The sequence below is a fragment of the Streptomyces canus genome (assembly GCF_030816965.1).
Classification (GTDB): Bacteria; Actinomycetota; Actinomycetes; order Streptomycetales; family Streptomycetaceae; genus Streptomyces; species Streptomyces canus_E.
On the sequence record NZ_JAUSYQ010000002.1, the window covers coordinates 2346641 to 2369966 of the forward strand.

The following is a 23326-nucleotide window of genomic DNA, read 5'->3' on the forward strand; positions in this document are numbered from 1 at the left end:
GACCGCATCCGTAAGACCTTTTGTGACGAGAGGACCGATTCCCATGGCCGATGCCCCCACCGGCAAGGTGACCTTCGTCGGTGCCGGCCCCGGCGCCGCCGATCTGCTGACGTTCCGGGCCGCGCGCGCCATCGCCGAGGCCGACGTCGTGATCTGGGCCGCGAGCCTGGTGCAGGCGGAGGTCCTCGAGCACGCACGCGCGGACGCGGAGATCCTCGACTCGGCGACCATGTCGCTGGAGGACGTGGTCGCGGTGTACGAGCGGGCGCGCGAGGAGGGCCTCAAGGTCGCCCGGATCCACTCCGGCGACCCGGCCCTGTGGGGCGGTACGCAGGAGCAGCTCGACCGGTGCGCGCGGATCGGCATCGAGACCGAGATCGTGCCCGGCGTCTCGGCGTTCTCCGCGGTCGCCGCGCTCGCGCAGCGCGAGCTGACCATCCCCGAGGTCGCGCAGTCCGTCGTGCTCACCCGGCTCGGCGGCGGCAAGACGCCCATGCCGCCCGGCGAGGAGGTGCGGGAGTTCGCCAAGCACGGCACCACCATGGCGATCTTCCTGTCCGCGGCGCGCAGCGGGCAGTTGGTGCGGGAGCTGCTCGAGGGCGGCTATCCGACCTCCACGCCGGTCGTCGTCGCCTACCAGGCGACCTGGCCGGAGGAACTGGTCGTGCGGTGCACGATCGAGACGCTGGAGGAGACCGTCAAGGAGCACAAGCTCTGGAAGCACACGCTCTTCCTGGTCGGCCCGGCGTTGGACTCCGAGGGCACCCGGTCGCACCTCTACCACCCCGGTCACTTCCACGGGTACCGCAAGGCCGACCCGGAGGCCCGGCGGGCCCTGCGGGAGCGGGGTGCCAGCACGTGATCACGGTCGTGGGTACGGGGACGGGGGCGCCGCCCCAGGAGTTCCTGGCCGGCGCCGAGCTGGTGGTCGGCGGGTGGCGGCACCTGGACGCCGTACGGCTGCCGGAGGCCGCGGAGCGGATCGTGCTCGGACCGCTGGCTCCCGCCCTCGACACCATGGCGGAGTACCTGGAGAAGGAGCGGCGGGTGGTCGTGCTGGCCTCGGGCGACCCGGGGTTCTTCGGGATCGTGCGGGTGCTGGCCGAGCGGTTCGGGCCCGCCGCTCTGGACGTGCGGCCCCAGGTCTCGTCCGTCGCCGCCGCCTTCGCGCGGGCCGGACTGCCGTGGGACGACGCGGTGGTGGTCAGTGCGCACGGGCGTGATCTGCGGACGGCGGTGAACGTGTGCCGCGCGCGACCGAAGGTGGCGGTGTTGACGGGGCCGGGGGCGGGTCCCGCCGAGCTGGGGGCCGCGCTCACGGCCCACACTCGCCTTCTCATCGTCGCCTCCGCCCTGGGGACCGACGACGAACTCGTCGAGCGTGTCACCCCCGCCGAGGCCGCCGCCCGGGACTGGGGTACGGCGGTGAGTGTCGTGCTGTGTCTCGACGAGTCGCGGGCGCTCGGTGCGGTGCGCACGGTGGCCGGGCCCGCGGCCTCGCCCGCCCGATGGGCCCTGGAAGAGGGTGAGTTCACCCACCGGGACTCGATGATCACCAAGTTCGAGGTGCGGGCGCTGGCGCTGGCGCGGCTCGGGCCGCGGCTCGGGGATCTGGTGTGGGACGTCGGCGCGGGCTCCGGGTCCGTGGCCGTGGAGTGCGCGCGGCTCGGTGCCGCCGTCGTCGCGGTCGAGAAGGCACCCGACGGTGTCGAGCGGATCCGCGCCAACGCGGCCGCCCACGGAGTCGACGTACGGACCGTGCACGGGTCCGCTCCGGACGCGCTCACGGAACTCGACGACCCGGACGCCGTGTTCGTCGGCGGTGGTGGACGCGAACTGCCCGACATCGTCGCCGTGTGCGCCCGGCGGGCCCGGCGGAGCGTCGTCGTCGCCATGGCCGCGCTCGACCGGGTGCCGGCCGTACGCGCGGCACTCACCGACGCCGGGTTCGGCTGCGACGGCGTACTGCTCCAGTCGTCCCGCCTCGCACCGCTGCCCGGGGACGTGACCCGGCTCGCGGCGACCAATCCGGTCTTTCTGCTGTGGGGTGCCAGAAACCCCGTCTCTCATGAAGGAGTTGCTCAGTGATCGGCCTCATTTCCGCCACCGCGGCGGGGGCGGCGGCACGCGACCGGCTGGCCGCGGCATGGCCGGACCGTACGCGCGTGTACGACGGGCCCGTGGGGGACGCCGTAAGGCGGGCGTTCGCGGAGTGCGAGCAGCTCGTGTGTTTCCTGGCCACGGGAGCGGTCGTGCGGCTGATCGCGCCGCTGCTCGGTGACAAGGCCTCCGACCCGGGTGTGGTGTGTGTCGACGAGGGCGGCCGGTTCGCCGTGTCCCTGGTCGGCGGGCACGGCGGCGGCGCCAACGAACTCGCCCGGGAGGTCGGGGAGTTGCTGGGCGCCGAACCCGTGGTGACGACGGCCACCGACGCGGTGGGGGTGCCCGGGCTCGACACGCTCGGGCTGCCGGTGGAGGGCGCGGTGGCCGCCGTCTCACGGGCGCTGCTGGACGGGGAACCCGTCGCCCTGCACAACGAGTCGGGCTGGCCGCTGCCGCCACTGCCGGTCGCCGGGGAGGGGGCGTACGGCATCCGGGTGACGGACCGGCTCGTCGAGCCGGTGCCTGAGCGGGAGGTCGTCCTGCGGCCGCCCACGCTCGTCGTCGGCGTCGGCGCTTCCAAGGGCGCGCCCGTCGAGGAGGTCCTGGAGCTGATCGAGGGCTCGCTGCGCGAGGCCAAGCTGTCCTCGAAGTCGATCGCCCACCTCGCCACCGTGGACGCCAAGGCTCAGGAACCGGGGATCGTGGCGGCGGCCGAGCGGCTCGGCGTTCCCCTGGTCACCCGCTCCGCCGAGGAGTTGGCCGCCGTCGAGGTGCCCAACCCGTCGGACGCGCCCCTCGCGGCCGTGGGCACCCCTTCCGTCGCCGAAGCCGCCGCGCTGATCGGCGGCGGTGAACTCCTCGTCGCCAAGCGGAAATCGGCCGCGCGGCCCGCCATGGCGACCTGCGCTGTCGTACGGCGTCCCGCGCGCGGCCGGCTCGCGGTCGTCGGGCTCGGCCCCGGCGCCCGGGACCTGCTCACGCCCCGCGCGAAGGCGGAGTTGCGGCGCGCTTCGGTGCTGGTCGGGCTGGACCAGTACGTCGACCAGATCCGTGATCTGCTGCGGCCCGGCACCCGGATCCTGGAGTCGGGGCTCGGGGCCGAGGAGGAGCGGGCCAGGACCGCCGTGGCCGAGGCGCGGAAGGGCCAGGCGGTCGCGCTCATCGGCAGCGGGGACGCCGGCGTGTACGCCATGGCCTCCCCCGCGCTCGCCGAGGCCTCCGACGACATCGACGTGATCGGGGTGCCGGGGGTCACGGCCGCGCTCGCGGCGGCCGCGATCCTCGGTGCCCCGCTGGGCCACGACCACGTGTCCATCAGCCTGTCCGACCTGCACACGCCGTGGGAGGTCATCGAGCGGCGGGTGCGGGCCGCGGCCGAGGCGGACATCGTGGTCACCTTCTACAACCCCCGTTCCCGGGGCCGGGACTGGCAGCTGCCCAAGGCGCTGGCGATCCTCGCCGAGCACCGGGAGCCGGCGACGCCGGTCGGTGTCGTACGGAACGCGTCGCGGCCGGACGGGTCCGCTCGGCTGACGACACTGGCCGCTCTCGACCCGGCCACGGTCGACATGATGACGGTCGTGACCGTGGGCAACACGGCGACCCGCGACATCGCGGGGCGCATGGTGACGCCGCGCGGCTACCGCTGGCAGGAGGGCACCAAGTGAACCGTGTCGTCCACCCGATCGAGGTGGAGTCCTACCGGCGGCTGCGCGCCCGCCTGGACACCTCGCACTTCCCGCCGCTGACCCGGGCGGTGGTGGAGAGGGTCATCCACTCCGCCGCCGATCTGGAGTACGCCACCGATCTCGTCATGGCCGAGAGCGACCTGGAGAAGGCGCACACCGCGCTCCACTCCGGCGCGCCCGTGGTCACGGACGTGGAGATGGTCGCGGCCGGCATCACCCGGCGGGAGACCGTCTGCCGGCTGAGGGACGCCGAGTCGGGGCCCGGGCTGACCCGTTCGGCCCACGCCATCCGCCTCGCCCACGAGCAGGTCGGCCCCGGGGCGATCTGGGTGATCGGCAACGCGCCCACCGCGCTGGAGGAGTTGCTGACCCTGGACGCGGCCCCGGCGCTCGTCATCGGGCTGCCCGTCGGCTTCGTCGGCGCGGTCGAGTCCAAGGCCGCGTTGCGCGAGAGCGGGTTGCCCGCCGTGAGCAACGTGTCCGAGAAGGGCGGTTCGGCGGTCGCCTCCGCGGCGCTCAACGCCCTGCTGTACCACCCCCTTCACCCTTCTGAGGAGACATCGTGACCACCCCGCCGCCCGCCCTGCTCATCGCCGGTCACGGCACCCGGGACGAGGCCGGAGCCGAGGCGTTCCGTGACTTCGTCCGGGAGCTGGGGGCCCGCCATCCCGAACTGCCCGTCGCGGGCGGCTTCATCGAGCTCTCCCCGCCGCCGCTGGGCGACGCGGTGGCCGAGCTGGTGGAGCGCGGCGTCCGCCGGTTCGCCGCCGTACCGCTGATGCTGGTGTCGGCCGGACACGCCAAGGGCGACATCCCGGCGGCGCTGTCCCGCGAGAAGGAGCGTCACCCCGGGATCTCGTACACCTACGGGCGTCCGCTGGGGCCGCACCCGGCGCTGCTGAACGTCCTGGAGCGGCGTCTCGACGAGGCGCTGGGCGCCACCGGCGGGCGCACCCCGATGGACCGGGCCGATGTGACCGTGCTGCTCGTCGGGCGGGGTTCCACCGATCCCGACGCCAACGCCGAGGTGTACAAGGCGGCCCGGCTGCTGTGGGAGGGACGCGGATACGCGGGCGTGGAGACCGCGTTCGTGTCGCTGGCCGCGCCGGACGTGCCCAGCGGGCTCGACCGGTGTGTGGCCCTGGGCGCGCGCAGGATCGTCGTGCTGCCCTACTTCCTGTTCACCGGGATCCTGCCTGACCGGGTGAAGCACCAGACCGAGGGCTGGGCGGCCGCCCACCCGGAGGTCGAGGTGCGCTCGGCGGAGGTCATCGGTCCGGAGCCGGAGCTGCTCGACCTGGTGATGGAGCGGTACGAGGAGGCCGTCAGGGGCGATCTGCGGATGAACTGCGACTCGTGCGTGTACCGCATCGCGCTGCCGGGCTTCGAGGACAAGGTGGGTCTGCCCCAGCAGCCGCACTTCCACCCGGACGACGACGGCCACCATCACCACCACGGCCACCACCACGACGCCCACACCCATGCGCACTGACCGAGCGGGCGGCCACGACCTGCGGCACCACGGCGACGCCGAGGTGCGGGACGACGGGGCGCGGCTCACCGACCTCGCGGTGAACGTCCGCGCGGACACTCCCCCGCTCTGGCTGCGGGAACGGATCGCCGGATCGCTGACCGGGCTCGCCGCCTATCCCGACGGACGTGCGGCGCGGGCGGCGGTGGCGGCCCGGCACGAGGTGCCCGTGGAACGGGTGCTGCTGACGGCGGGGGCCGCCGAGGCGTTCGTGCTGCTCGCGCGCGGTCTGACGGTTCGTCACCCGGTGGTGGTGCACCCGCAGTTCACGGAGCCGGAGGCGGCGCTGCGGGATGCCGGGCACCCGGTCGACCGGGTGCTGCTGCGGGAGGAGGACGGCTTCCGGCTCGACCCGGCGGCCGTCCCCGAGGACGCCGACCTGGTGGTCGTCGGCAATCCGACCAACCCCACGTCGGTCCTGCATCCGGCCGCCACGATCGCTGAACTGGCCCGTCCCGGGCGGACGTTGGTGGTGGACGAGGCGTTCCTGGACGCGGTGCCGGGCGAGCGCGAGGCCCTGGCCGGGCGGACGGACGTGCCCGGACTCGTCGTCCTGCGCAGCCTGACGAAGACCTGGGGCCTGGCCGGGCTGCGGATCGGCTACGTCCTCGCCGCCCCGGAGACGATCGCCGCCCTGGAGCGGGCCCAGCCCCTGTGGCCGGTGTCCACACCGGCCCTCGCGGCGGCCCTGGCCTGCATGGAGCCACGCGCCGTGGCGGAGGCCGCCCACGCGGCCCACCGCGTGGCCACCGACCGGGCCCATCTCGTCGCCGGGCTGCGGGAGTTCGCGTCGGACGGGCTCCGGGTGGTGGAGCCGGCACAGGGCCCCTTCGTCCTCGTACGACTGCCGAGGGCGACCGGCGTACGACGGCATCTGCGCGATCTCGGTTTCGCGGTGCGGCGCGGGGACACGTTCCCGGGGCTCGGCGAGGAGTGGCTGCGGCTCGCGGTGCGGGACCGGGCGACGGTCAACTCCTTTCTTCAGGCCCTGGATCAGGCGGTGACGCTGGCCCGGCACTGAAGCGGGTGCCGTCGGGGAAACGGATCTCGACGGTGCCGCCGGGGGTGAGCGTGGCGTCCGCGCCCGTGACCGGTACGTCGGTGCCGAGAGCCACGAGGGTGATCAGGAGGGCGCCGGTGCCTTCGAGGACGGGGGTCGCCGAGTACCGCCCGTACGCGTTGGTGTCTTCGGCCGTTACGACCCTCCCGACGCCCTCGCCCCAGCCGTACAGTCCTACGACGGCACTGGTCAGCCCGTCGGCGCGGCGGGCCAGTGCCCAGCCGGGGCCGGACTCGACGACGGGCGGCGCGGTGTCGTCGGCGAGCGCCCAGCCTCCCTCCCGCGCGGGGGTGCCGGCGGCCGGGTCGATGCGGTGCACGCGGATCTCCCACGGTCCGTGGACCACGCTCACCGTCTCGACGCGGTGTCCGTGGGCCTCGTGCCAGGACGCTGCCGTACGGCCCTCGCAGCCCAGCGGGTGGATGCGGCCCCGTGCGGAGGGGGTGCCGTCGGGGGCGAGCAGGGCCAGGTGGTTGTCGGGGCCCAGGGGGGTCTCGGGGGCGGTGGCGGTGGAGTAGGCGAGCTTGGAGTAGTGCGGGCTGTCGTCGTCGGCCGCGGGCGGGGGCGGGAGGCGGTCGGTGCCGTGGTTGACGAGGCGGACGATCCCGTCGGAAGCGGTCGAGTGGATCAGCCAGCCGGGTGCGGGCAGGGCGAGGACCGTGTCGGTGGTGTCGATGGGGCCGGGTTCCTCGGAGGCCGTCCACACCGGGTGGTCCGCGGGCAGCAGCAGACCGAGGAACGCCTTGCTCGCCCAGTACGGGGAGGCGGGGCCCGAGTAGCGCTGGAGCACTCCCGGGAACGGCCGGTACCAGCCGAGGGTGAGCAGGCCGCGCTCGTCGGGGGCGCCCCGCTCGGTGAAGTGCTTCAGGGTGCCGGAGGCGAGGCGGCGGGTGAGGCCGGGCGGCAGCGGGGTGGCGTCGGCGAGGGCTCCCGCCCAGAGGGGGGCGGCGGCCGCGAACCGGTAGGTGAGGGAGCGGCCCTGGTGGACGGGGGCGCCGTCGGAGCCGAAGAAGTACTGATGGACGCCGAGGAACTCCCGCAGCCGGGCGCGGTGGCGGGCCACGGTCTCGAGGTCGGCGCGGGGTCCCGCGATCCGGGCCCACAGCACCGGGTACAGGTGCAGCGCCCAGGCGTTGTAGTAGTCGAACTTCTTTCCCTTCCCGTCGGTGTACCAGCCGCCGCCCCGGTACCAGTCGTCCAGCCGGGCGAGCCCCGCGTCGATCTCCTCCCGGCTGTGCGGGGCGCCGACGGAGGCCAGGAACTCCTCCGTGATCACCTGGAAGAGCCGCCAGTTGGAGTCGTTGGCCCTCGCCCCGACGAACCGGCCGAGCCACTCGACGACCCGGCCCCGCACACTGTCGTCGAGCCGGTCCCACAGCCAGGGCCGGGACTCGTGCAGCGCGAGGGCGATCGAGGCCGCCTCGACCATCGGCTGGGCGCGGTCGGTGATCGGCGGCCAGTGCTCGGGGTGGTGCGGATCGGTGCCGGCGGCGAGTCCGGCGGCGTACCGCTCGATGAGCGCGGGGCCGACCCGCCCCGCCGACCCGGCGATCCGGAAGGCGGCGAGCAGGAAGGACCGCGCGAACCCCTCGAGGCCGTCGGACCAGGCCCCGGAGTGACTGGGCGGCCCGGGCAGCCGGTACTGGGCGAAGCCAGGGGTGGCGTAGGGCAGGAGTCCGTCGAGCAGCCGGTCGGCGACGGCTTCCCAGTGGGCGCGGGTCCAACCGGTGAGGGGGGAGAGGAGGGGGTCGGTGGGCGGAAGGTCGGGGTGGTGCGTCGGGTCGTCGGGGGGCGACACATGCGGCGCGGTCATACGGGGGTGAGTCCTCCGTCGGTCGGTGGTGGGGCGACGCTTTTGCGTACGACGATGTGCGTGCCCAGCAGATGATGGCTTCCGGCGGCGTGTTCGGGGTCGCGCAGGGCGATGCGTACGGCGGCGCGACCGAGTTCCTCGGCGGGCGTCCGCACCGTCGTCAGCGGGGGGTTGAAGTCCTCGGCGAGCGGGATGTCGTTGTAGCCGACGACGGAGATGTCGTCGGGCACGACGAGTCCCGCGTCGGCGATCGCGCGGAGCGCGCCTGCGGCGACCATGTCGTCCCCGGCGACCACCGCCGTGAACTCCCTGGTCTCCTTGAGCAGTTCGGCCATCGCCCGCAACCCCGCCGCCCGCCCCAGCCCGCAGTCGACGACCCGCGTGGCGGCCGGCGGCAGCCCGTGCTCGGCGAGCGCGGCCCGGTATCCCGCGACGCGCGCGTCCAGGGCCGTGTTGCCCGGCAGACCCCCGAGAAAGACGATCCGCCGATGCCCCGCGGACAGCAGATGCCCGGTGATCGCCCGGGCCCCGGCCTCGTTGTCGAACTCGACGACCAGCGCCGGGATGTCGGGGTCCGGAGCGGGACGGCCGCACAGCACCAGCCGGGCCCCGGAGGAGTCGAGGGCCTGCGCGTAGTGGGCCACCCGCGAGCGGTAGGCCTCGTCCTCGACGACTCCGCCGACGAGGATCACCAGCCGGGCCCCCTCCTCCCGCATCAGTTGCACGAACTCCATCTCCCGCTGCGGATCCCCGCCGGTCGCCCCGACCACGCACAGCCACCCGCGGTCGGCGGCCTCGGCCTCCACTCCCTCGGCGACCTGGGCGTAGAAGGGGCTGGTGACCTGCCGGACGACGACGGCGGCCATCTTGCGGCCCCCGCCGACCAGCGCCCGGGCGTGCGCGTTGGCGACGTAGTCGAGATCCCGGGCGGCACGCAGGACACGGGCCCGGGTCGCGGCCGGCACCGGGTGATTGCCGCTGAGCGCGCGCGAGGCCGTCGCCATCGACACCCCCGCCCGCTCGGCGACCTCACGGATCGTGACCCGCCGCCTGGACCCCGTGTCCGTCATGTCGTTCTCCATCCCCCGCGTCTCCTGTTCCACCGGCGGCGCCTCACGTATTGGCCGCGTAGTCCTTCGCGAACTCCCCGGCCATTCTGTCGCCGCCCTGGGCCCGCCACTTCTTGACCACCGCGTCCCACTCGGACAGCGGCAGCCGCCCGGCCACGATCCCGGTGACGGCGTCGTCGAGCATCGCCCTGAGCGTGGTGCCCTGGGCGTTCTTGGTGCGGGACTGCAGGCCGTTGGAGGCGTTGCGGATGGCGTGGGGCACGACCTTCTGCTGCCAGGAGTGCAGGGCCCGTACGGCGTCCGGCATGCCCGGCACGAACAGCACCTGCGGGCCTTCGGCGAGGTACTTCAGCGGCAGGTTGGTGTTGTTCTCGACCTCGCCGAGCTTCGTGGGCTCGGGGGAGCCGTCCTTGCCGCGGGTGAAGTGGGTGCCCTCGACGCCGTAGTGGACGAGCTCCCACTCCTGGCTGCCGAAGGGGGCGGCGAGGTAGTCGAGGATGCGCAGGAGGAGCTCGATGCGCTCCTTCTTGGCCTTCTTCAGGACGGTGTAGCCGAACGAGCGGCGGGCGGCGACGATTCCGCCGGGCGTGCCGTCCACGCTGTACGGGAGGGCCGCGGCCGGGGTCAGTTTGCCCTGGGACTCACGGTACTTGGGGAGGTAGGCGCCGAAGCCGTCCTGCATGGAGCCGACGGTGCCGTTGTAGTAGAGGGTGGTGAGGTCGATCTGGGAGACGGACGTGGAGTCCGGGTAGTAGGAGCCGTTCTTGCGGAGCCGGGCCTGGAAGGCGATGGCCGCTTTGTAGCGTTCGTCGGCGGCGCAGTGCCGGAAGGTGCCGTCCTTGGTGACGGCCCACTCGTTGGGCGCGCGGTGGGCGGCGGCGTGCACGGCGTTGCCGAACAGGGAGCCGTTGGCGGCCCCGAGTGCGTAGGTGCGGCCGCTGGTGGCCCGCTGGGCGACGGCGGCGAAGTCCTCGGAGGTCCAGCCCTCCTTCATGCCGGCGTCGGTGAACATGCCCTGGTTGAGCCAGAGGGTGGAGCCGGGCAGCGGGCGTTCGAGGGGGATGCCGTAGATGCGGCCGCCGACGCGGCCCATGTCCTGCCAGGCGTGGGTGGGGATCCCGGCCAGGTTCGGGTAATCGCTGATCGCCTCGCCGGAGAGGTACGGCGTGAGGTCCTCGGCCCGTCGCTGCACGAACTCCGCCTCGCGGGGCAGGACGAAGCCGGAGAACAGGTTGATGATGTCGGGCAGGGTGTCGGGGTCGCCCGCCATGACCGTGGCCATCTTCTTCTGGTAGTCGGCCTGGGAGACGATCGTGTACTCGATCTTCACGCCCAGCGCCTTCTCGACGGCCGCCCAGAACCGGTTCGCCGAGGCCGGCTTGGGCGGGGTGCCGAAGGACACCGACATGACCTTGACGGTCGAGCCGTCGCCGGGCGTACGGGGGACGGACCTGACGAGGTCGGCGGGGTAGGCGGTGTATCCGGCCTGGACGCCCGCCTCGGTGGGGGCGAGATCCGGCTTGGGTCCGCTCGCGGCCTTGTACGCGGGCCAGGGGGCCAGCTTCTTGCCCGCGTTGGAGACGTCGCTGTCTCCGGAGCCGGTGGAGCAGGCGGTCAGCGATCCGGAGACGGAGGCCGCCGCCGCGGACAGCAGCAGGGTGCGTCGGGACAGGCTGGGCATGGGTGAATCACCTCGTGTCGGCTTGGGGGTGTCATGTGGATCAGGTCGGCTGTGAGGAACGGTGCTTCTTGGCTGACTCGAGCGGGGCCATGGGGGTCTCCCCGCTCGAGCGAAGCCGAGCGTGGGGGAGCGTGCAGCTGCAAGGCGGAGGAGGGAGTCGACGCGGAGCGATGCCGAGCTGGTCCAAATGACACCCCCAAGGTCAGCTCTTGATGGCGCCGGTGAGCACGCCCTTGGTGAAGTACTTCTGGAGGAAGGGGTAGATCAGCAGGATCGGCACGGTGGCGATCACGAGGACCGCCATCTGCACGGTCTGCGGGGCGGTGACGGTGCCCTCGCCGGTGGTGGCGTCGGTGAGCCCGGAACCGGCCACCACGTAGGTGCGCAGCACCTGTTGGAGTGGCCAGTGGTCGCTCTCCAGGTAGAGGGAGGCGTAGAACCAGGAGTTCCAGTAGGCCACCGCGTAGAAGAGCCCCACGACGGCCAACGCGGCCTTGGACAGCGGCAGTACGACGGAGACCAGCACTCGCCAGTCCCCCGCGCCGTCGAGACGCGCGGCCTCGTACAGCTCGTCGGGGATGCCCTGGAAGAAGCCGCGCAGGACGACCAGGTTGAAGACGTTGACCAGGACGGGCAGGACCAGCGAGGCGTAACTGTCCAGCAGGCCGAGCTCCTTGACCAGCAGGAAGCTCGGGATCATGCCGGGTGGGAAGAGGAAGGTGAACAGGACCAGCAGGAGCACCGGCCGGCCGCCGAAGACTCCGGGGCGGGCGAGGGCGTAGGCGAGGGTGACCGTGCACAGGAGGCTCAGCAGGGTTCCCACGACCGTGACGCCGACGCTGACGCCCAGGGCGTGGGTGACGATGCCGCCGTCGAGGATGTCGCGATAGGCCGTGAGAGAGGGGTCGGTGGGCCACAGCACCCAGCCCCCGTTGTCGACGACCTCCTCGGTGGAGGCGAGCGAGGTCGACACGATGACGAGGAACGGCACACAGACCAGCAGCACGACGACGGCGAGGGCCACCGCCTTCGCGGCCTGCGTCACCGGCTTCGGTTTCTCCATCCATCCCGGACGGGCCTGGGCACTCACTTGTAGACCCCCTGTTCGCCGAGGCGGTGGGCGACCTTGTTGGCGGCGTAGACGAGAAGGGCGCCGATGACGCCCTTGAACAGGCCCGCGGCGGCGGCGAATCCGTAGTCGCCACCGACGATGCCCTGGTAGTAGACGAAGGTGTCGATGATCTCGGAGGCCTCGGGGCCCACCGCGTCGCGCTGGAGCAGCATCTGCTCGAAGCCGACCGAGAGGATGTCGCCGAGCCGCATGATGAGCAGCAGGACGACCACCGGGCGGATGGCGGGCAGGGTGACGTGCCAGAAGCGCCGCCAGGGGCCCGCTCCGTCGATCGCGGCGGCCTCGTACTGCTGCTCGTCGACCTGGGCGAGGGCGGCGAGGAAGATGATCGTGCCCCAGCCGGCGTCCTTCCAGATGACCTGGGCGACGACGAGCGGCTTGAAGGCGTCGGGGTTGCCGATGATGTCGACGGTGTGCAACCCCATGCCGTCCAGGCCGGAGTTGAGCAGTCCGGTGTCGCCGAGCAGCTGCTGGAAGAGGGCGACGACGATCACCCATGAGATGAAGTGCGGGAGATAGGCGACCGACTGCACGAACCGGCGGACGCTGCTCCGGGTGAGGCTGTGCAGCAGCAGGGCGAGGCCGAGCGGGACCGGGAAGTAGAAGACGAGCTGGAGGACGGCGATCCAGACGGTGTTGAGCACCGAGTCCCAGAACGCGGTGTCCTCGAACATCCGCCGGAAGTTGCCGAGTCCGGTCCAGGGGCTGCCCCACAGGCCGTCGAAGGGGACGTACTCCTTGAACGCGATGACGTTGCCGACCAGCGCGCCGTAGTGGAAGAGCAGGAAGTAGGCGAGGCCGGGCAGCATCAGCAGGAAAAGGACCCTGCTCTGAAAGCGTTTTCGTCGGACGACTGCCAAGGCTCTCCCTCTTCCTGGTGGCTCAGACCGAAGAGGAAGTTAAAGCGCTTTCATGCAGGGGTCAACAGTTCTGACAAAGCTGATGAGTTGACGCAGGTCAGGGCGGTGCACAGAAGCATGTCCGCGAGTGAAAACGCTCTCAGGCCGGTCAGGACGGGGCGCGCACGGGGGAAGGCCGCTGCGCCATCCGGGAGCGTGCCGGGCGGCGGCCCGGGACCTACTGCACCACCCGGCCGTTCAGCACGACCTGGAGCGGGTTCGCCAGCACGCGTACGTCCGTGCGCGGGTCCTGTGCGTAGACCACCAGGTCCGCGGCGGCGCCCTCTTCCAGGCCGGGGCGTCCCAGCCACTTCCGGGCGCCCCATGCCGTCGCCGACAGGGCCTCCAGCGGGGGGATGCCGGCCGTCACCAGTTCCGCGACCTCCGCCGCCACCAGGCCGTGCGGGAGGGTGCCGCCCGCGTCCGTGCCGACGTAGACCGGGATGCCGGCGTCGTAGGCGTTCCGTACGGTGTCGTAGCGGCGTTCGTGGAGTCGGCGCAGATGGGCGGACCAGCGGGGGAACTTGGCCTCGCCGCCGTCCGCGAGCTTCGGGAAGGTCGCGATGTTGACCAGGGTCGGCACGATCGCGACGCCCCGGGAGACGAACAGCGGGATCAGGTCCTCCGTGAGGCCCGTCGCGTGTTCGACGCAGTCGATGCCCGACTCGACCAGGTCCTCCAGGGAGTTCTCGGCGAAGCAGTGCGCGGTGACCCGGGCGCCCAGGCGGTGGGCCTCCGCGATCGCCGCCTCGATGGCCTCCCGGGGCCAACTGGGGGCCAGGTCGCCCACCTCGCGGTCGATCCAGTCGCCGACCAGCTTGACCCAGCCGTCACCCCGCCGGGCCTCCTGGGCGACGTACGCCACGAGGTCCTCAGGCTCGATCTCCCAGGCGTAGTTGCGGATGTAGCGGCGAGTGCGGGCGATGTGCCGGCCGGCCCTGATGATCTTCGGCAGGTCCTCGCGGTCGTCCACCCAGCGGGTGTCGGAGGGCGACCCGGCGTCGCGGATCAGCAGGGTGCCGGCCTCCCGGTCGGCCAGGGCCTGCTTCTCGGCCACGTCCTGGTCGACCGGACCGTGCGCGCCCAGGCCCACATGGCAGTGCGCGTCCACCAGACCGGGCAGCGCCCAGCCCGACACCGTACGGATGTCACGGGCGGCGACGGGGCGGTCGTAGGAGATCCGCCCGTCGACCACCCACAGCTCGTCCCGGACGTCCTCGGGGCCGGCCAGGATCCGGCCCTTCACGTGCAGCACCGCGCGATCGCTCATGACCGCACCCTAGCCAGCGCGAGGTCACTGCTCGCAGGGCGGTGGTCCCTCGAAGGCGAGCTGATGGACGTCGAAGAGGACCGCCGCCCCGACGCCGGGGGCGGGTCCGCCCTGCCGAGCCGCCCAGGTCAGGAAGGGGCGCGGCTCGAAGGCTCCGGCACTCGATGTCGCCCGGGTGCCCCGCCACGGCCCGACAGCGCTCCCCGTCCTCCGGCAGCGGGGGCAGGGTGCCGCCCGCTGCGAAGCCGCCCGTGTCGTCGAGAGTCGCCATGCCCGGATGACGGCGGTTACCCGGCGTCGCGCGACAGGGGAATGGACGTCCCTTTCAGGCGCCGTCCTCCTCCACGTCGGCCATCGCGGGGTCGAGGAGCCGGGAGAGGAAGTGGCGGGTGCGTTCATGGCGCGGGGCGCCGATCACCTGGGCCGGGGTGCCGTCCTCGACGATCAGTCCGTCGTCCATGAAGACGACCCGGTCGGCGACCTCACGGGCGAAGGTCATCTCGTGGGTGACGACCATCATCGTCATGCCCTCCCGGGCGAGCATCCGCATGACCGCGAGGACGTCACCCACCAGCTCCGGGTCGAGAGCCGAGGTCGGCTCGTCGAAGAGCATCACCTCGGGGCCCATGGACAGCGAGCGGGCGATCGCGACGCGCTGCTGCTGTCCGCCGGAGAGGGAGGCGGGGTAGGCGTTCGCCTTCTCCGCCAGCCCCACGCGCTCCAGGTTCTCCGCGGCCACCTTTGCCGCCTGCGCCTTGTCCCGCCTCAGGACCCGGCGCTGCGGCAGCGTGAGGTTCTCGGTCACCGTGAGGTGCGGGAACAGGTTGAACTGCTGGAAGACCATGCCGATACGGCGGCGTACCGCGTCGATGTCGACGTCGGGGTCGGTGAGTTCGGTGCCGCCGACGAAGACCTGGCCCTTCGTCGGTTCCTCCAGGAGGTTCACGCACCGCAGCAGCGTCGACTTGCCCGAGCCGGAGGGCCCGATCACACAGACGACCTCGCCCTGGCCGATCTCCAGGTCGATGCCCTTGAGGACCTCGTTGGTGCCGAACGACTTGTGCAGGCCGCGTACTTCGATCTCCGGCCGGCTCGTCTCAACGGTCATTTCACGGCCTCCTGGGCCTTGGCCTCCATACGGCGGACCACGAACCCGAGCGGGATCGTCACCAGCAGATAGCACAGCCCCGCGACGAGGATCGGCGTGGAGTTGGCGGTCGTACTGGCCAGGTCGCGGCCGTACTTGGACAGTTCGCGCTCCTCCAGGGTGACGCCGAGGAACAACACCAGGGAGGAGTCCTTGAACAGGAGCACCAACTCGTTGGTCAGCGGCGGGAGGATGATCCGGAACGCCTGCGGGATGACGATCGAGACCATCGCGCGGGCCGGTGAGAAGCCCAGCGAACGGGCCGCCTCCATCTGCCCCTTGGGCACCGCCTGGATGCCCGCGCGGATCGTCTCCGCCATGTACGCCGCCGCGACCAGACCGAGCGCGAGGGCGACCTTGCCGTACGTGCCGCCGATGATCTCCGTACCGGGAAACGCGAGCGGTACGGCCACGCCGATGAAGATGAAGATCAGCAGCGCGGGCAGACCGCGGAAGATCTCGATGTAGACGCCGGCGAACCAGCGGTACGGACCCACCGACGACAGCCGCATCAGCGCGATGACCATGCCGAGGACGAGTCCGACGACGAAGCCGGACAGCGTGTAGAGCACGGTGTTCTTCAGCGCCAGGGTGATGACGTCGGGGAACATCTGGTCGGCGATGTCCGCCTGCGCGAACTGGTTCTTCAGCCGCCCCCAGTCCGCCGAGACCGCGAAGGCGATCACGACGCCGACGAAGACGACGTACTGGACGCCACGGGACAGGCTGCGCTTCTGACGTCGGGTCAGACCCTTTTTACGAGGCTGGAGTTGTGCGTCCGTAGCGGTCATGAGGCGGAGGGGGACGCGACCGACTCGTCGTACGGACCGATCCACTTCTCGTAGAGCTTCTTGTACGTGCCGTCGGCCTTGGCGTCCGAGAGCGCCTTGTTGACGGCGGCCAGCAGCTTGCTGTTGCCCTTCTTCACCGTGAAGCCGTACTGCTCGCCGGTGTTGATGTTGTCGGCGACCTGGAAGGCGTCGGCGTTGGCCTTGTTCTTGAGCCAGCCCTGGACGACCGGGTAGTCGATGACGACGGCCTTGACCTGGCCGGAGCGCAGGCCGTTGAGGACGGCGTCGGAGGACTCGAAGGAGACCGGGTCGAAGCCCTGGCTCTTGACGTAGTCCTCGCCGGTGGTCTGCGCCTGGGCGCCGAGCTGCACCTTCTTCGCCTTGGCGTCGGCGAGCGAGGAGATCCCGCTGCCCTTGGCGACCAGGAGTGCCTGGGTGGCGTCGAAGTAGGGGTCCGAGAAGTCGACGTTCTTCTTGCGCTCCTCGGTGATGGTCATACCGGCCGCGGCCAGGTCGCACTCGCCGGAGTTGAGGAAGGCGCCGGTCTTGAAGTTCTCGAAGGGGGTGTCGAGGATCTCCTGCTTCACCCCCAGGTCCTTGGCCACCAGGTCGATGAGCGAGACGTCGAAGCCCTGGACCTTGCCGTCGATCTCCGACTGGAAGGGCGGGTACGGCAGGTGGGTGCAGGTGGTGAGCTGCCCGCCCTTGACCAGTTCGACCCCGCCCGCGGCGGTCTTCGAACCGCTGCCGCCGTCGTCGCTGGAGGTACAGGCAGCGACGAGCAGGAGCCCGGCCGTCGCGGTGGTGGCGGCCAGGACGCGGGTCCGGCGCCCGGAGAGGGTGTTCACGGGAGGCCTCCTGTGGGGGAACTGTGGGTTCCGATTATAAGGAGAGGTTTGAGTCTCTCAAACCAATCCGATGGTTGCGAGGCCGTTCAGCCTGGGAGTCGCCGGTCGTCGGGGGGTGCCCCAGGGGTTACCTCGATCACGTCTACCCCATTGAATCCTCCCCTTCCCTGGGGGAGGGGATTCCTGGCTCAGGCTGCCTCCCGGACCGACGGTCCGGGAGGTCTTATGCCCTCGACACCAGCCGGGATGAAACCTGCCCGGGCCGGCATCACGCGGGCGGAGTTCTTGTCCCTGGGAGAGACGGCTCCGCGCGCGATGCAGGTGTAGGTGCGTTCGGACAGCGGCAGGGCGTGCTTGGCTCTCGCCCCGCACCTACTGCAGTCCATCGTGGTGTGGGCCGGATGTGCGAGGCGCACGTCCCGCGCGTGCTTGCGGCCCATCTCGGTAAGGGCCTTCTTGGTCGCGCCGATCGCGGCATCGGCGGCTTTGCGGGCCATGCTCGACTTGGCGAGAAACTTCGGGCGGAAATCCTCCACCGCGATCGCGTCATGGTCCCGGACCACTTTCTTGGCCCGCTTGCGGCCGGTGCCTTGCCGCTGCCGGGCCACTTTCTTGTGGGCCTTGGCGCGCAGCAGATTGGCCGCGCGGTAGCCCTTCGATGCGGCCTGCCCCTTAGCGGGTTTACGGCGAGCCATCATCCGGTCATACCGTGACACCTTGGCCTGGGCCCTCTTGCCGTGTTCAGGGTGCGCCAGGTCGTGTGCGTCGGATGTCGTGGTGGCGGTCTCCGTCATCCCCCAGTCGATGCCGATGACACGGCCGGTCTCCGGCAACGGCTCAGCCTCGGCAGATACCACGAAGGAGGCGTACCAGTGGCCGAGACTGTCGCGGTAGACGCGGACCGACGACGGCTCGGCAGGCAGGTCCCGCGACCACACGACGCCCAGCACGATCCCGCCCGCCAAGTGGAGGCGCCCGTCCCTGAGGCGGAAGCCGCGCCGCGTGTAGTTCAGCGTGGGGTCGGCCAGGCGTTTCTTCTTGGGCCGGGGCATTCCGGCCCGCTGGCGCATGGGCAGCCGGTCCTTGACATCCTTGAGTGCCTTGGCGCGCGACTTGCCGAAGTCGCGGATGATCTGCTGCTGCGGCACCGAACTACCAGCCCGCAGCCAAGCGTTCGCACCCCGGGCCTCGGTGAGTAGCCTGTCGAGCCGGGCCGGACCGCACGTCTCACCGTCCCGGTGGGCCTTCTTCGAGCGGGCCACGCACTCGTTCCACACCCACCGGCACCGCGCCCACTCCGTCAACAGCGCATCACGGCCGGTGGAGGACGGGCGCAGCCGGTACGTGTAGCGGACCTGCCCGGTCCCACCGACCTCCTTAAATGCCGACACGAACCCACCCCCGCCACACGCTCCACGGCGTCATCCCAGCCCCCACGGAAAGACCGTACGTACGACACACGCACAACCGTGCCCCGATCGCGCACTCTCATCCCAACCAGCGAAATCGAGAACACCCGTTCGCCTTCTTGGCGCGTGACGGCCTTGCCGACGCCCCGCGTCACCGACACGAGAGGCGATTCCTGCCCGGCGTAAACTCCAGGGCGTCCTCGCAAGAACGTGAACGAAGAGAGCACCGCCTTGACCCACCCTTTCCTGGACCTGGCTCCGCTCGGCGCGACGCAGTTCGCCTCGATCGAGGACCGTGTGGCGCGGCTGCTGCGCACCGAGCAGGACGTCGTGATCATGCAGGGCGAGGCGCTGCTGCCGCTGGAAGGGGCGATTCGCGCCACGGCAGGTCCGAGTACGACCGCACTGAACGTCATCACCGGCCCGTACGGGCAGACCTTCGGGGACTGGCTGCGGGACTGCGGGGCTACGGTGATCGACCTCGCTGTGCCGTTCCACACGGCGGTGACGGCCACGCAGATCTCCGCGGCGTTCGAGGAGCACCCGGCGATCGACTTCGTGTCCCTGGTGCACGCGGAGGCGGCGACCGGCAACACGAACCCGGTCGCGGAGATCGGAGAGGTCGTACGGCGGCGGGGCGCCCTCTTCTACCTGGACGCGGTCGCCTCCGTCGGTGCCGAGCCGGTGCTGCCGGACGTGTGGGGTGTGGACCTGTGCGTGATCGGGGCGCAGAAGGCGATGGGCGGGCCCGCGGGTGTGTCGGCGGTGTCGGTGAGTGAGCGGGCGTGGGCGCGGATGGCCGCGAACCCGAGGGCGCCGCGACGGTCGTACCTCTCCCTCCTCGACTGGAAGGAACGCTGGATCGACGGCGGCCGCAAGGCCCTGCTGCACGCTCCGGCGCAGCTGGAGATGCTGGCGCTGGAGGCGTGCGTCGAGCGGATCGAGGCGGACGGGCTGGACGCGGTGATGGCCCGGCACCGGGCCGCCGCCGCGGCGACACGGGCGGGAGCGCGGGCCCTGGGCGGCGGTCTGGAGCCTTACGTGTACGAGGACCGCGAGGCCGCCCCTGTCGCCACGACCCTTCGCACCCCGGCGGGGGTCGTCGCCTCCGAGTTGGTGTCCCGGGCCCTGTCCTCCGCCCCCGCCCTGCCGCTGGCCGCGGGCGGGGGCGCGCTGGCCAAGGAGATGATCCGCGTCAACCACTACGGGGCGGACGCGACACGGGGGGCCGTGCGGGCGAGCCTGGCGGCACTGGGCGCGGCACTGCGGGAGAAGGGACTCGCGGTGGAAGTGGAAGGCGCGCTGCGCGCGGCGGAGGACGCGTGGCGGTAGCCCTCTTCCGGCTTTTTCATTAACGGGCCCATAATTGTCAGGGTAATTCTGGGGTTTATCAGAGAATAGCTTCCCGTATTCTCCTGCCCGCTTTTCCTGGACCTAAACGCAAAGATTCTGCGAACGCGAACCGGCTGAATTCGGGGAGATCTCGTGGGGGTTACATGCCTGTGACGCGTTACACACCGTGATCGGTTTGCCCCTTATTTGCTGGGTGTAACGGTGCATAACGGTCACTTCTTGCGCGTCGGCGCGCGCCCGCGTGATAACACATGGAGCGCCCGCACGTAACCCCATCCGGCGATGCAATTTTGAATTTCCCTCGGTAAATTCAATTCGCATGACTGCCGCACAAGCAGACCTGCAAATCGACCGGCCCACGGTCGCGGACGGAGCCGCACTGTGGCGGATCGCCCGCGACTCCGAGGTCCTCGACCTGAACTCGTCGTACAGCTATCTGCTGTGGTGCCGCGACTTCGCCGCCACGTCGGCCGTCGCACGGAACGACAGCGGGGAGCCGATCGGATTCGTCACCGGGTACGTCCGCCCGGACCGGCCCGGCACCCTGCTCGTCTGGCAGGTGGCGGTGGACTCGGCCTACCGCGGCCGCGGACTCGCCGCCGCCCTGCTCGACGGACTGACCGCGCGGCTCGCCGCCGAGCGCGGGCTGACCACCGTCGAGACCACCATCACGCCGGGCAACACCGCCTCCGAGCGGCTGTTCACGGCGTTCGCCGAACGCCGTGGCGCCGGCCTGGAGCGCGAGGTGCTGTTCCACTCGAGCCTGTTCCCCGACGGGCCGCACGACCCCGAGGTCCTCTACCGCATCGGGCCCCTCTCCCCCGCTTCCCCCACTCCCTCCGCCTGACCACCCCCACGCCCCCCACGCACCCGAGGAGCGATTCGTCGTGACCATCACCCAGCCCGACCTCAGCGTCTTCGAGACCCTCGAGTCCGAGGTGCGCAGCTACTGCCGCGGCTGGCCCACCGTCTTCGACCGCGCGCAGGGCAGTCGCATGTACGACGAGGACGGCCACGCGTACCTGGACTTCTTCGCCGGCGCCGGTTCACTGAACTACGGCCACAACAACCCCGTGCTGAAACGGGCGTTGATCGACTACCTGGAGCGCGACGGCGTCACGCACGGGCTCGACATGTCGACCACCGCCAAGCGCGCCTTCCTCCAGACCTTCCAGGACCTGGTGCTGCGGCCGCGCGACCTGCCGTACAAGGTCATGTTCCCGGGGCCCACGGGGACCAACGCCGTGGAGTCGGCGCTCAAGCTCGCCCGGAAGGTCAAGGGGCGCGAGGCCATCGTGTCCTTCACCAACGCCTTCCACGGGATGTCGCTGGGCTCCCTCGCCGTCACCGGCAACGCCTTCAAGCGGGCCGGCGCCGGGATCCCGCTGGTGCACGGCACGCCGATGCCGTTCGACAACTACTTCGACGGCACGGTCGAGGACTTCCTGTGGTTCGAGCGGCTCCTGGAGGACCAGGGCTCGGGCCTGAACAAGCCGGCCGCCGTGATCGTCGAGACCGTGCAGGGCGAGGGCGGCATCAACGTCGCCCGGCGGGAGTGGCTGCAGGCGCTCGCCGCGCTGTGCGAGCGGCAGGACATGCTGCTCATCGTCGACGACATCCAGATGGGCTGCGGGCGTACCGGTGCCTTCTTCTCCTTCGAGGAGGCGGGCATCACGCCGGACATCGTCACCGTGTCCAAGTCCATCAGCGGTTACGGCCTTCCGATGTCGCTCTGCCTGTTCAAGCCGGAGCTGGACATCTGGGAGCCGGGCGAGCACAACGGCACCTTCCGCGGCAACAACCCCGCCTTCGTCACGGCCACCGCCACCCTTGAGCAGTACTGGGCGGACGGGTCCGCGATGGAGAAGCAGACCCGCAAGCGTGGCGAGCAGGTCGAGCAGGGGCTCATCTCCATCACCGAGGAGAACCTGGCCGACGTGAAGGAGTACCGCGGGCGCGGGCTCGTGTGGGGCCTGGAGTTCCACGACAAGGAGCGCGCCGGGCGGGTGGCGCACCGCGCCTTCGAACTCGGGCTGCTCATCGAGACGTCGGGCCCCGAGAGCGAGGTCGTGAAGCTGCTTCCGGCACTCACGATCACCCCCGAGGAACTGGACGAGGGACTCAGCATCCTCGCCCGTTCCGTACGCGAAACCGTCTGAATCACTGTCTGAACCACCGTCTACGTAGGAGGCATCGCAGCACCGTGATCGTCCGTTCTTTCAAGGACATCGAAGGCACCGACCGGCATGTGAGGGCCGCGTCCGGCACCTGGGAGAGCAAACGCATCGTGCTCGCCAAGGAGCGGGTCGGCTTCTCGCTGCACGAGACGATCCTGTACGCGGGTACGGAGACGTCGATGTGGTACGCGAACCACATCGAGGCCGTCGTCTGCGTCGAGGGCGAGGCCGAGCTGACCGACCACGAGAGCGGGCAGACGCACTCGATCACGCCCGGGACCATGTACCTGCTGGACGGTCACGAGCGGCACACGCTGCGGGTCAAGGAGGACTTCCGCTGCATCTGTGTGTTCAACCCGCCCGTGACCGGCCGGGAGGACCACGACGAGAACGGCGTCTACCCGCTGCTCACCGAACCCGAGTCCGAGGAGGTGTGACCGCACCCATGACCACCACCGTCACCGATCTCTACCCCAGCCGCGGCGCCACCGAGGTGTCGATCCCCCGCAAGGACCCGGTCGTCTGGTCGGCCCCCGGCGCGCCGGGACCGATCGCCACCGGCGACCTGGAGGCGTTCGAGCGCGACGGCTTCCTCGCCGTCGACCAGATCATCGGCCCCGACGAAGTCCCCGTCTACCAGCATGAGTTGGAGCGGCTCGTCACCGACCCGGACATCCGCGCGGACGAACGCTCGATCATCGAGCCGAAGTCCAAGGAGATCCGCTCGGTCTTCGAGGTGCACAAGATCAGCGAGGTGTTCGCGAATCTGGTGCGCGACGAGCGGGTCGTCGGCCGGGCCCGGCAGATCCTCGGCTCGGACGTCTACGTCCACCAGTCGCGGATCAACGTCAAGCCCGGTTTCGGGGCCAGCGGCTTCTACTGGCACTCCGACTTCGAGACCTGGCACGCCGAGGACGGTCTGCCGAACATGCGGACGGTGTCCGTCTCGATCGCGCTGACCGAGAACTACGACACCAACGGCGGCCTCATGATCATGCCGGGGTCCCACCGCACCTTCCTCGGGTGCGCGGGGTCCACCCCGAAGGACAACTACAAGCAGTCGCTGCAGATGCAGGACGCCGGCACGCCGTCGGACGAGGCGCTGACGGCGATGGCCTCGGAGTACGGCATCAAGCTGTTCACGGGCAAGGCCGGTTCGGCGACCTGGTTCGACTGCAACTGTATGCACGGCTCCGGGGACAACATCACGCCGTTCCCGCGCAGCAACGTGTTCATCGTGTTCAACAGCGTGGAGAACCAGGCCGTGGAGCCGTTCGCGGCGCCCATCCGGCGGCCGGAGTTCATCGGAGCAAGGGATTTCACTCCGGTGAAGTGACCCCGTTCTGTGGGGTGC

21 protein-coding genes are annotated in these 23326 nt (G+C 70.9%); 11 read left to right on the top strand and 10 right to left on the bottom strand.

The annotated features are described in order from the left end of the window. The first annotated feature begins 43 nt into the window (after positions 1–43). From cobM to cobC, 6 genes are read left to right on the top strand one after another with little or no spacing between them, the layout of a single operon-like run. The gene (cobM, locus tag QF027_RS11790; RefSeq protein WP_306983392.1) at positions 44–862 is read left to right on the top strand and encodes a precorrin-4 C(11)-methyltransferase; all 819 of its coding nucleotides are present in this window, start codon (positions 44–46) and stop codon (positions 860–862) included. Beyond that, entirely contained in the window at positions 859–2088 is a 1230-nt protein-coding gene (gene cbiE, locus QF027_RS11795; protein ID WP_307074359.1) for a precorrin-6y C5,15-methyltransferase (decarboxylating) subunit CbiE, read from the top strand. The genes cobM and cbiE overlap by 4 nt, the downstream gene beginning before the upstream one ends. After that, on the top strand, positions 2085–3770 hold the full coding sequence (gene cobJ, locus QF027_RS11800; protein ID WP_307074361.1) for a precorrin-3B C(17)-methyltransferase: 1686 nt from the start codon (positions 2085–2087) through the stop codon (positions 3768–3770). Before cbiE ends, cobJ begins: the two co-directional genes overlap by 4 nt. Beyond that, a complete protein-coding gene (locus tag QF027_RS11805) occupies positions 3767–4357 on the top strand; it encodes a precorrin-8X methylmutase (protein WP_307074364.1) in 591 nt (196 codons plus the stop codon). The genes cobJ and QF027_RS11805 overlap by 4 nt, the downstream gene beginning before the upstream one ends. Next, a complete protein-coding gene (locus tag QF027_RS11810) occupies positions 4354–5283 on the top strand; it encodes a sirohydrochlorin chelatase (RefSeq protein WP_306983383.1) in 930 nt (309 codons plus the stop codon). The genes QF027_RS11805 and QF027_RS11810 overlap by 4 nt, the downstream gene beginning before the upstream one ends. Beyond that, a complete protein-coding gene (gene cobC, locus QF027_RS11815; RefSeq protein WP_307074365.1) occupies positions 5273–6343 on the top strand; it encodes an Rv2231c family pyridoxal phosphate-dependent protein CobC in 1071 nt (356 codons plus the stop codon). Before QF027_RS11810 ends, cobC begins: the two co-directional genes overlap by 11 nt. Here cobC and QF027_RS11820 read toward each other — a convergent pair. The 10 genes from QF027_RS11820 to QF027_RS11865 all read right to left on the bottom strand — a co-directional run bounded on the left by QF027_RS11820 (position 6291) and on the right by QF027_RS11865 (position 18424). Beyond that, positions 6291–8195: a DUF2264 domain-containing protein gene (locus QF027_RS11820; RefSeq protein WP_307074367.1), complete on the bottom strand. Its 1905-nt coding sequence runs from the start codon at positions 8193–8195 to the stop codon at positions 6291–6293. The two genes, cobC and QF027_RS11820, sit on opposite strands and share 53 nt — an antisense overlap. Beyond that, positions 8192–9265, bottom strand: coding sequence for a LacI family DNA-binding transcriptional regulator (locus tag QF027_RS11825; RefSeq protein WP_306983377.1), 1074 nt, complete (start codon positions 9263–9265; stop codon positions 8192–8194). The genes QF027_RS11820 and QF027_RS11825 overlap by 4 nt, the downstream gene beginning before the upstream one ends. A gap of 43 nt (positions 9266–9308) precedes the next feature. Further along, on the bottom strand, positions 9309–10946 hold the full coding sequence (locus QF027_RS11830; RefSeq protein ID WP_307074369.1) for an extracellular solute-binding protein: 1638 nt from the start codon (positions 10944–10946) through the stop codon (positions 9309–9311). 202 nt (positions 10947–11148) lie between these two features. After that, a complete protein-coding gene (locus tag QF027_RS11835; RefSeq protein ID WP_306983373.1) occupies positions 11149–12036 on the bottom strand; it encodes a carbohydrate ABC transporter permease in 888 nt (295 codons plus the stop codon). Beyond that, entirely contained in the window at positions 12033–12887 is an 855-nt protein-coding gene (locus QF027_RS11840; protein WP_307082344.1) for an ABC transporter permease, read from the bottom strand. The genes QF027_RS11835 and QF027_RS11840 overlap by 4 nt, the downstream gene beginning before the upstream one ends. Before the next feature lie 268 nt (positions 12888–13155). After that, positions 13156–14247, bottom strand: coding sequence for an amidohydrolase family protein (locus tag QF027_RS11845; protein ID WP_307074371.1), 1092 nt, complete (start codon positions 14245–14247; stop codon positions 13156–13158). 325 nt (positions 14248–14572) lie between these two features. After that, positions 14573–15355 (bottom strand): amino acid ABC transporter ATP-binding protein, encoded by a 783-nt coding sequence (locus QF027_RS11850; RefSeq protein ID WP_307074373.1) that lies wholly within the window; start codon positions 15353–15355, stop codon positions 14573–14575. After that, entirely contained in the window at positions 15352–16185 is an 834-nt protein-coding gene (locus QF027_RS11855) for an amino acid ABC transporter permease (RefSeq protein ID WP_306983367.1), read from the bottom strand. The genes QF027_RS11850 and QF027_RS11855 overlap by 4 nt, the downstream gene beginning before the upstream one ends. Further along, positions 16182–17033 carry a transporter substrate-binding domain-containing protein gene (locus QF027_RS11860; protein ID WP_306983365.1) on the bottom strand — a complete coding sequence of 284 codons (852 nt, stop codon included), beginning with the start codon at positions 17031–17033 and terminating at the stop codon, positions 16182–16184. Before QF027_RS11860 ends, QF027_RS11855 begins: the two co-directional genes overlap by 4 nt. A gap of 188 nt (positions 17034–17221) precedes the next feature. Further along, on the bottom strand, positions 17222–18424 hold the full coding sequence (locus QF027_RS11865; RefSeq protein WP_307074375.1) for an RNA-guided endonuclease InsQ/TnpB family protein: 1203 nt from the start codon (positions 18422–18424) through the stop codon (positions 17222–17224). Between the two features lie 249 nt (positions 18425–18673). Between QF027_RS11865 and QF027_RS11870 the strand changes: the two genes are divergently transcribed. The 5 genes from QF027_RS11870 to thpD all read left to right on the top strand — a co-directional run bounded on the left by QF027_RS11870 (position 18674) and on the right by thpD (position 23308). Beyond that, positions 18674–19774: a pyridoxal-phosphate-dependent aminotransferase family protein gene (locus tag QF027_RS11870; RefSeq protein ID WP_307074378.1), complete on the top strand. Its 1101-nt coding sequence runs from the start codon at positions 18674–18676 to the stop codon at positions 19772–19774. A 340-nt stretch (positions 19775–20114) separates the two neighbouring features. Beyond that, positions 20115–20642 (top strand): diaminobutyrate acetyltransferase, encoded by a 528-nt coding sequence (gene ectA, locus QF027_RS11875; protein ID WP_307074379.1) that lies wholly within the window; start codon positions 20115–20117, stop codon positions 20640–20642. A gap of 40 nt (positions 20643–20682) precedes the next feature. After that, positions 20683–21954 (top strand): diaminobutyrate--2-oxoglutarate transaminase, encoded by a 1272-nt coding sequence (gene ectB / locus QF027_RS11880; protein ID WP_307074381.1) that lies wholly within the window; start codon positions 20683–20685, stop codon positions 21952–21954. Positions 21955–21998: 44 nt separating this feature from the next. Next, complete coding sequence (locus QF027_RS11885; protein ID WP_266379969.1) at positions 21999–22409, top strand: ectoine synthase; 411 nt, start codon at positions 21999–22001, stop codon at positions 22407–22409. Positions 22410–22417: 8 nt separating this feature from the next. Continuing rightward, complete coding sequence (gene thpD / locus QF027_RS11890; RefSeq protein ID WP_307074383.1) at positions 22418–23308, top strand: ectoine hydroxylase; 891 nt, start codon at positions 22418–22420, stop codon at positions 23306–23308. The last annotated feature ends 18 nt before the right edge of the window (positions 23309–23326 follow it).

Coding starts and splice junctions, on each gene's coding strand:
- cobM (WP_306983392.1), top strand. CDS start 44: ATGGCCGATGCCCCCACCGGCAAGGTGACCTTCGTCGGTGCCGGCCCC.
- QF027_RS11830 (WP_307074369.1), bottom strand. CDS start 10,946: ATGCCCAGCCTGTCCCGACGCACCCTGCTGCTGTCCGCGGCGGCGGCC.
- QF027_RS11845 (WP_307074371.1), bottom strand. CDS start 14,247: ATGAGCGATCGCGCGGTGCTGCACGTGAAGGGCCGGATCCTGGCCGGC.
- QF027_RS11855 (WP_306983367.1), bottom strand. CDS start 16,185: ATGACCGCTACGGACGCACAACTCCAGCCTCGTAAAAAGGGTCTGACC.
- thpD (WP_307074383.1), top strand. CDS start 22,418: ATGACCACCACCGTCACCGATCTCTACCCCAGCCGCGGCGCCACCGAG.
- QF027_RS11825 (WP_306983377.1), bottom strand. CDS start 9,265: ATGACGGACACGGGGTCCAGGCGGCGGGTCACGATCCGTGAGGTCGCC.
- ectA (WP_307074379.1), top strand. CDS start 20,115: ATGACTGCCGCACAAGCAGACCTGCAAATCGACCGGCCCACGGTCGCG.
- QF027_RS11820 (WP_307074367.1), bottom strand. CDS start 8,195: ATGACCGCGCCGCATGTGTCGCCCCCCGACGACCCGACGCACCACCCC.
- QF027_RS11840 (WP_307082344.1), bottom strand. CDS start 12,887: ATGCTGCCCGGCCTCGCCTACTTCCTGCTCTTCCACTACGGCGCGCTG.
- cobC (WP_307074365.1), top strand. CDS start 5,273: ATGCGCACTGACCGAGCGGGCGGCCACGACCTGCGGCACCACGGCGAC.
- QF027_RS11850 (WP_307074373.1), bottom strand. CDS start 15,355: ATGACCGTTGAGACGAGCCGGCCGGAGATCGAAGTACGCGGCCTGCAC.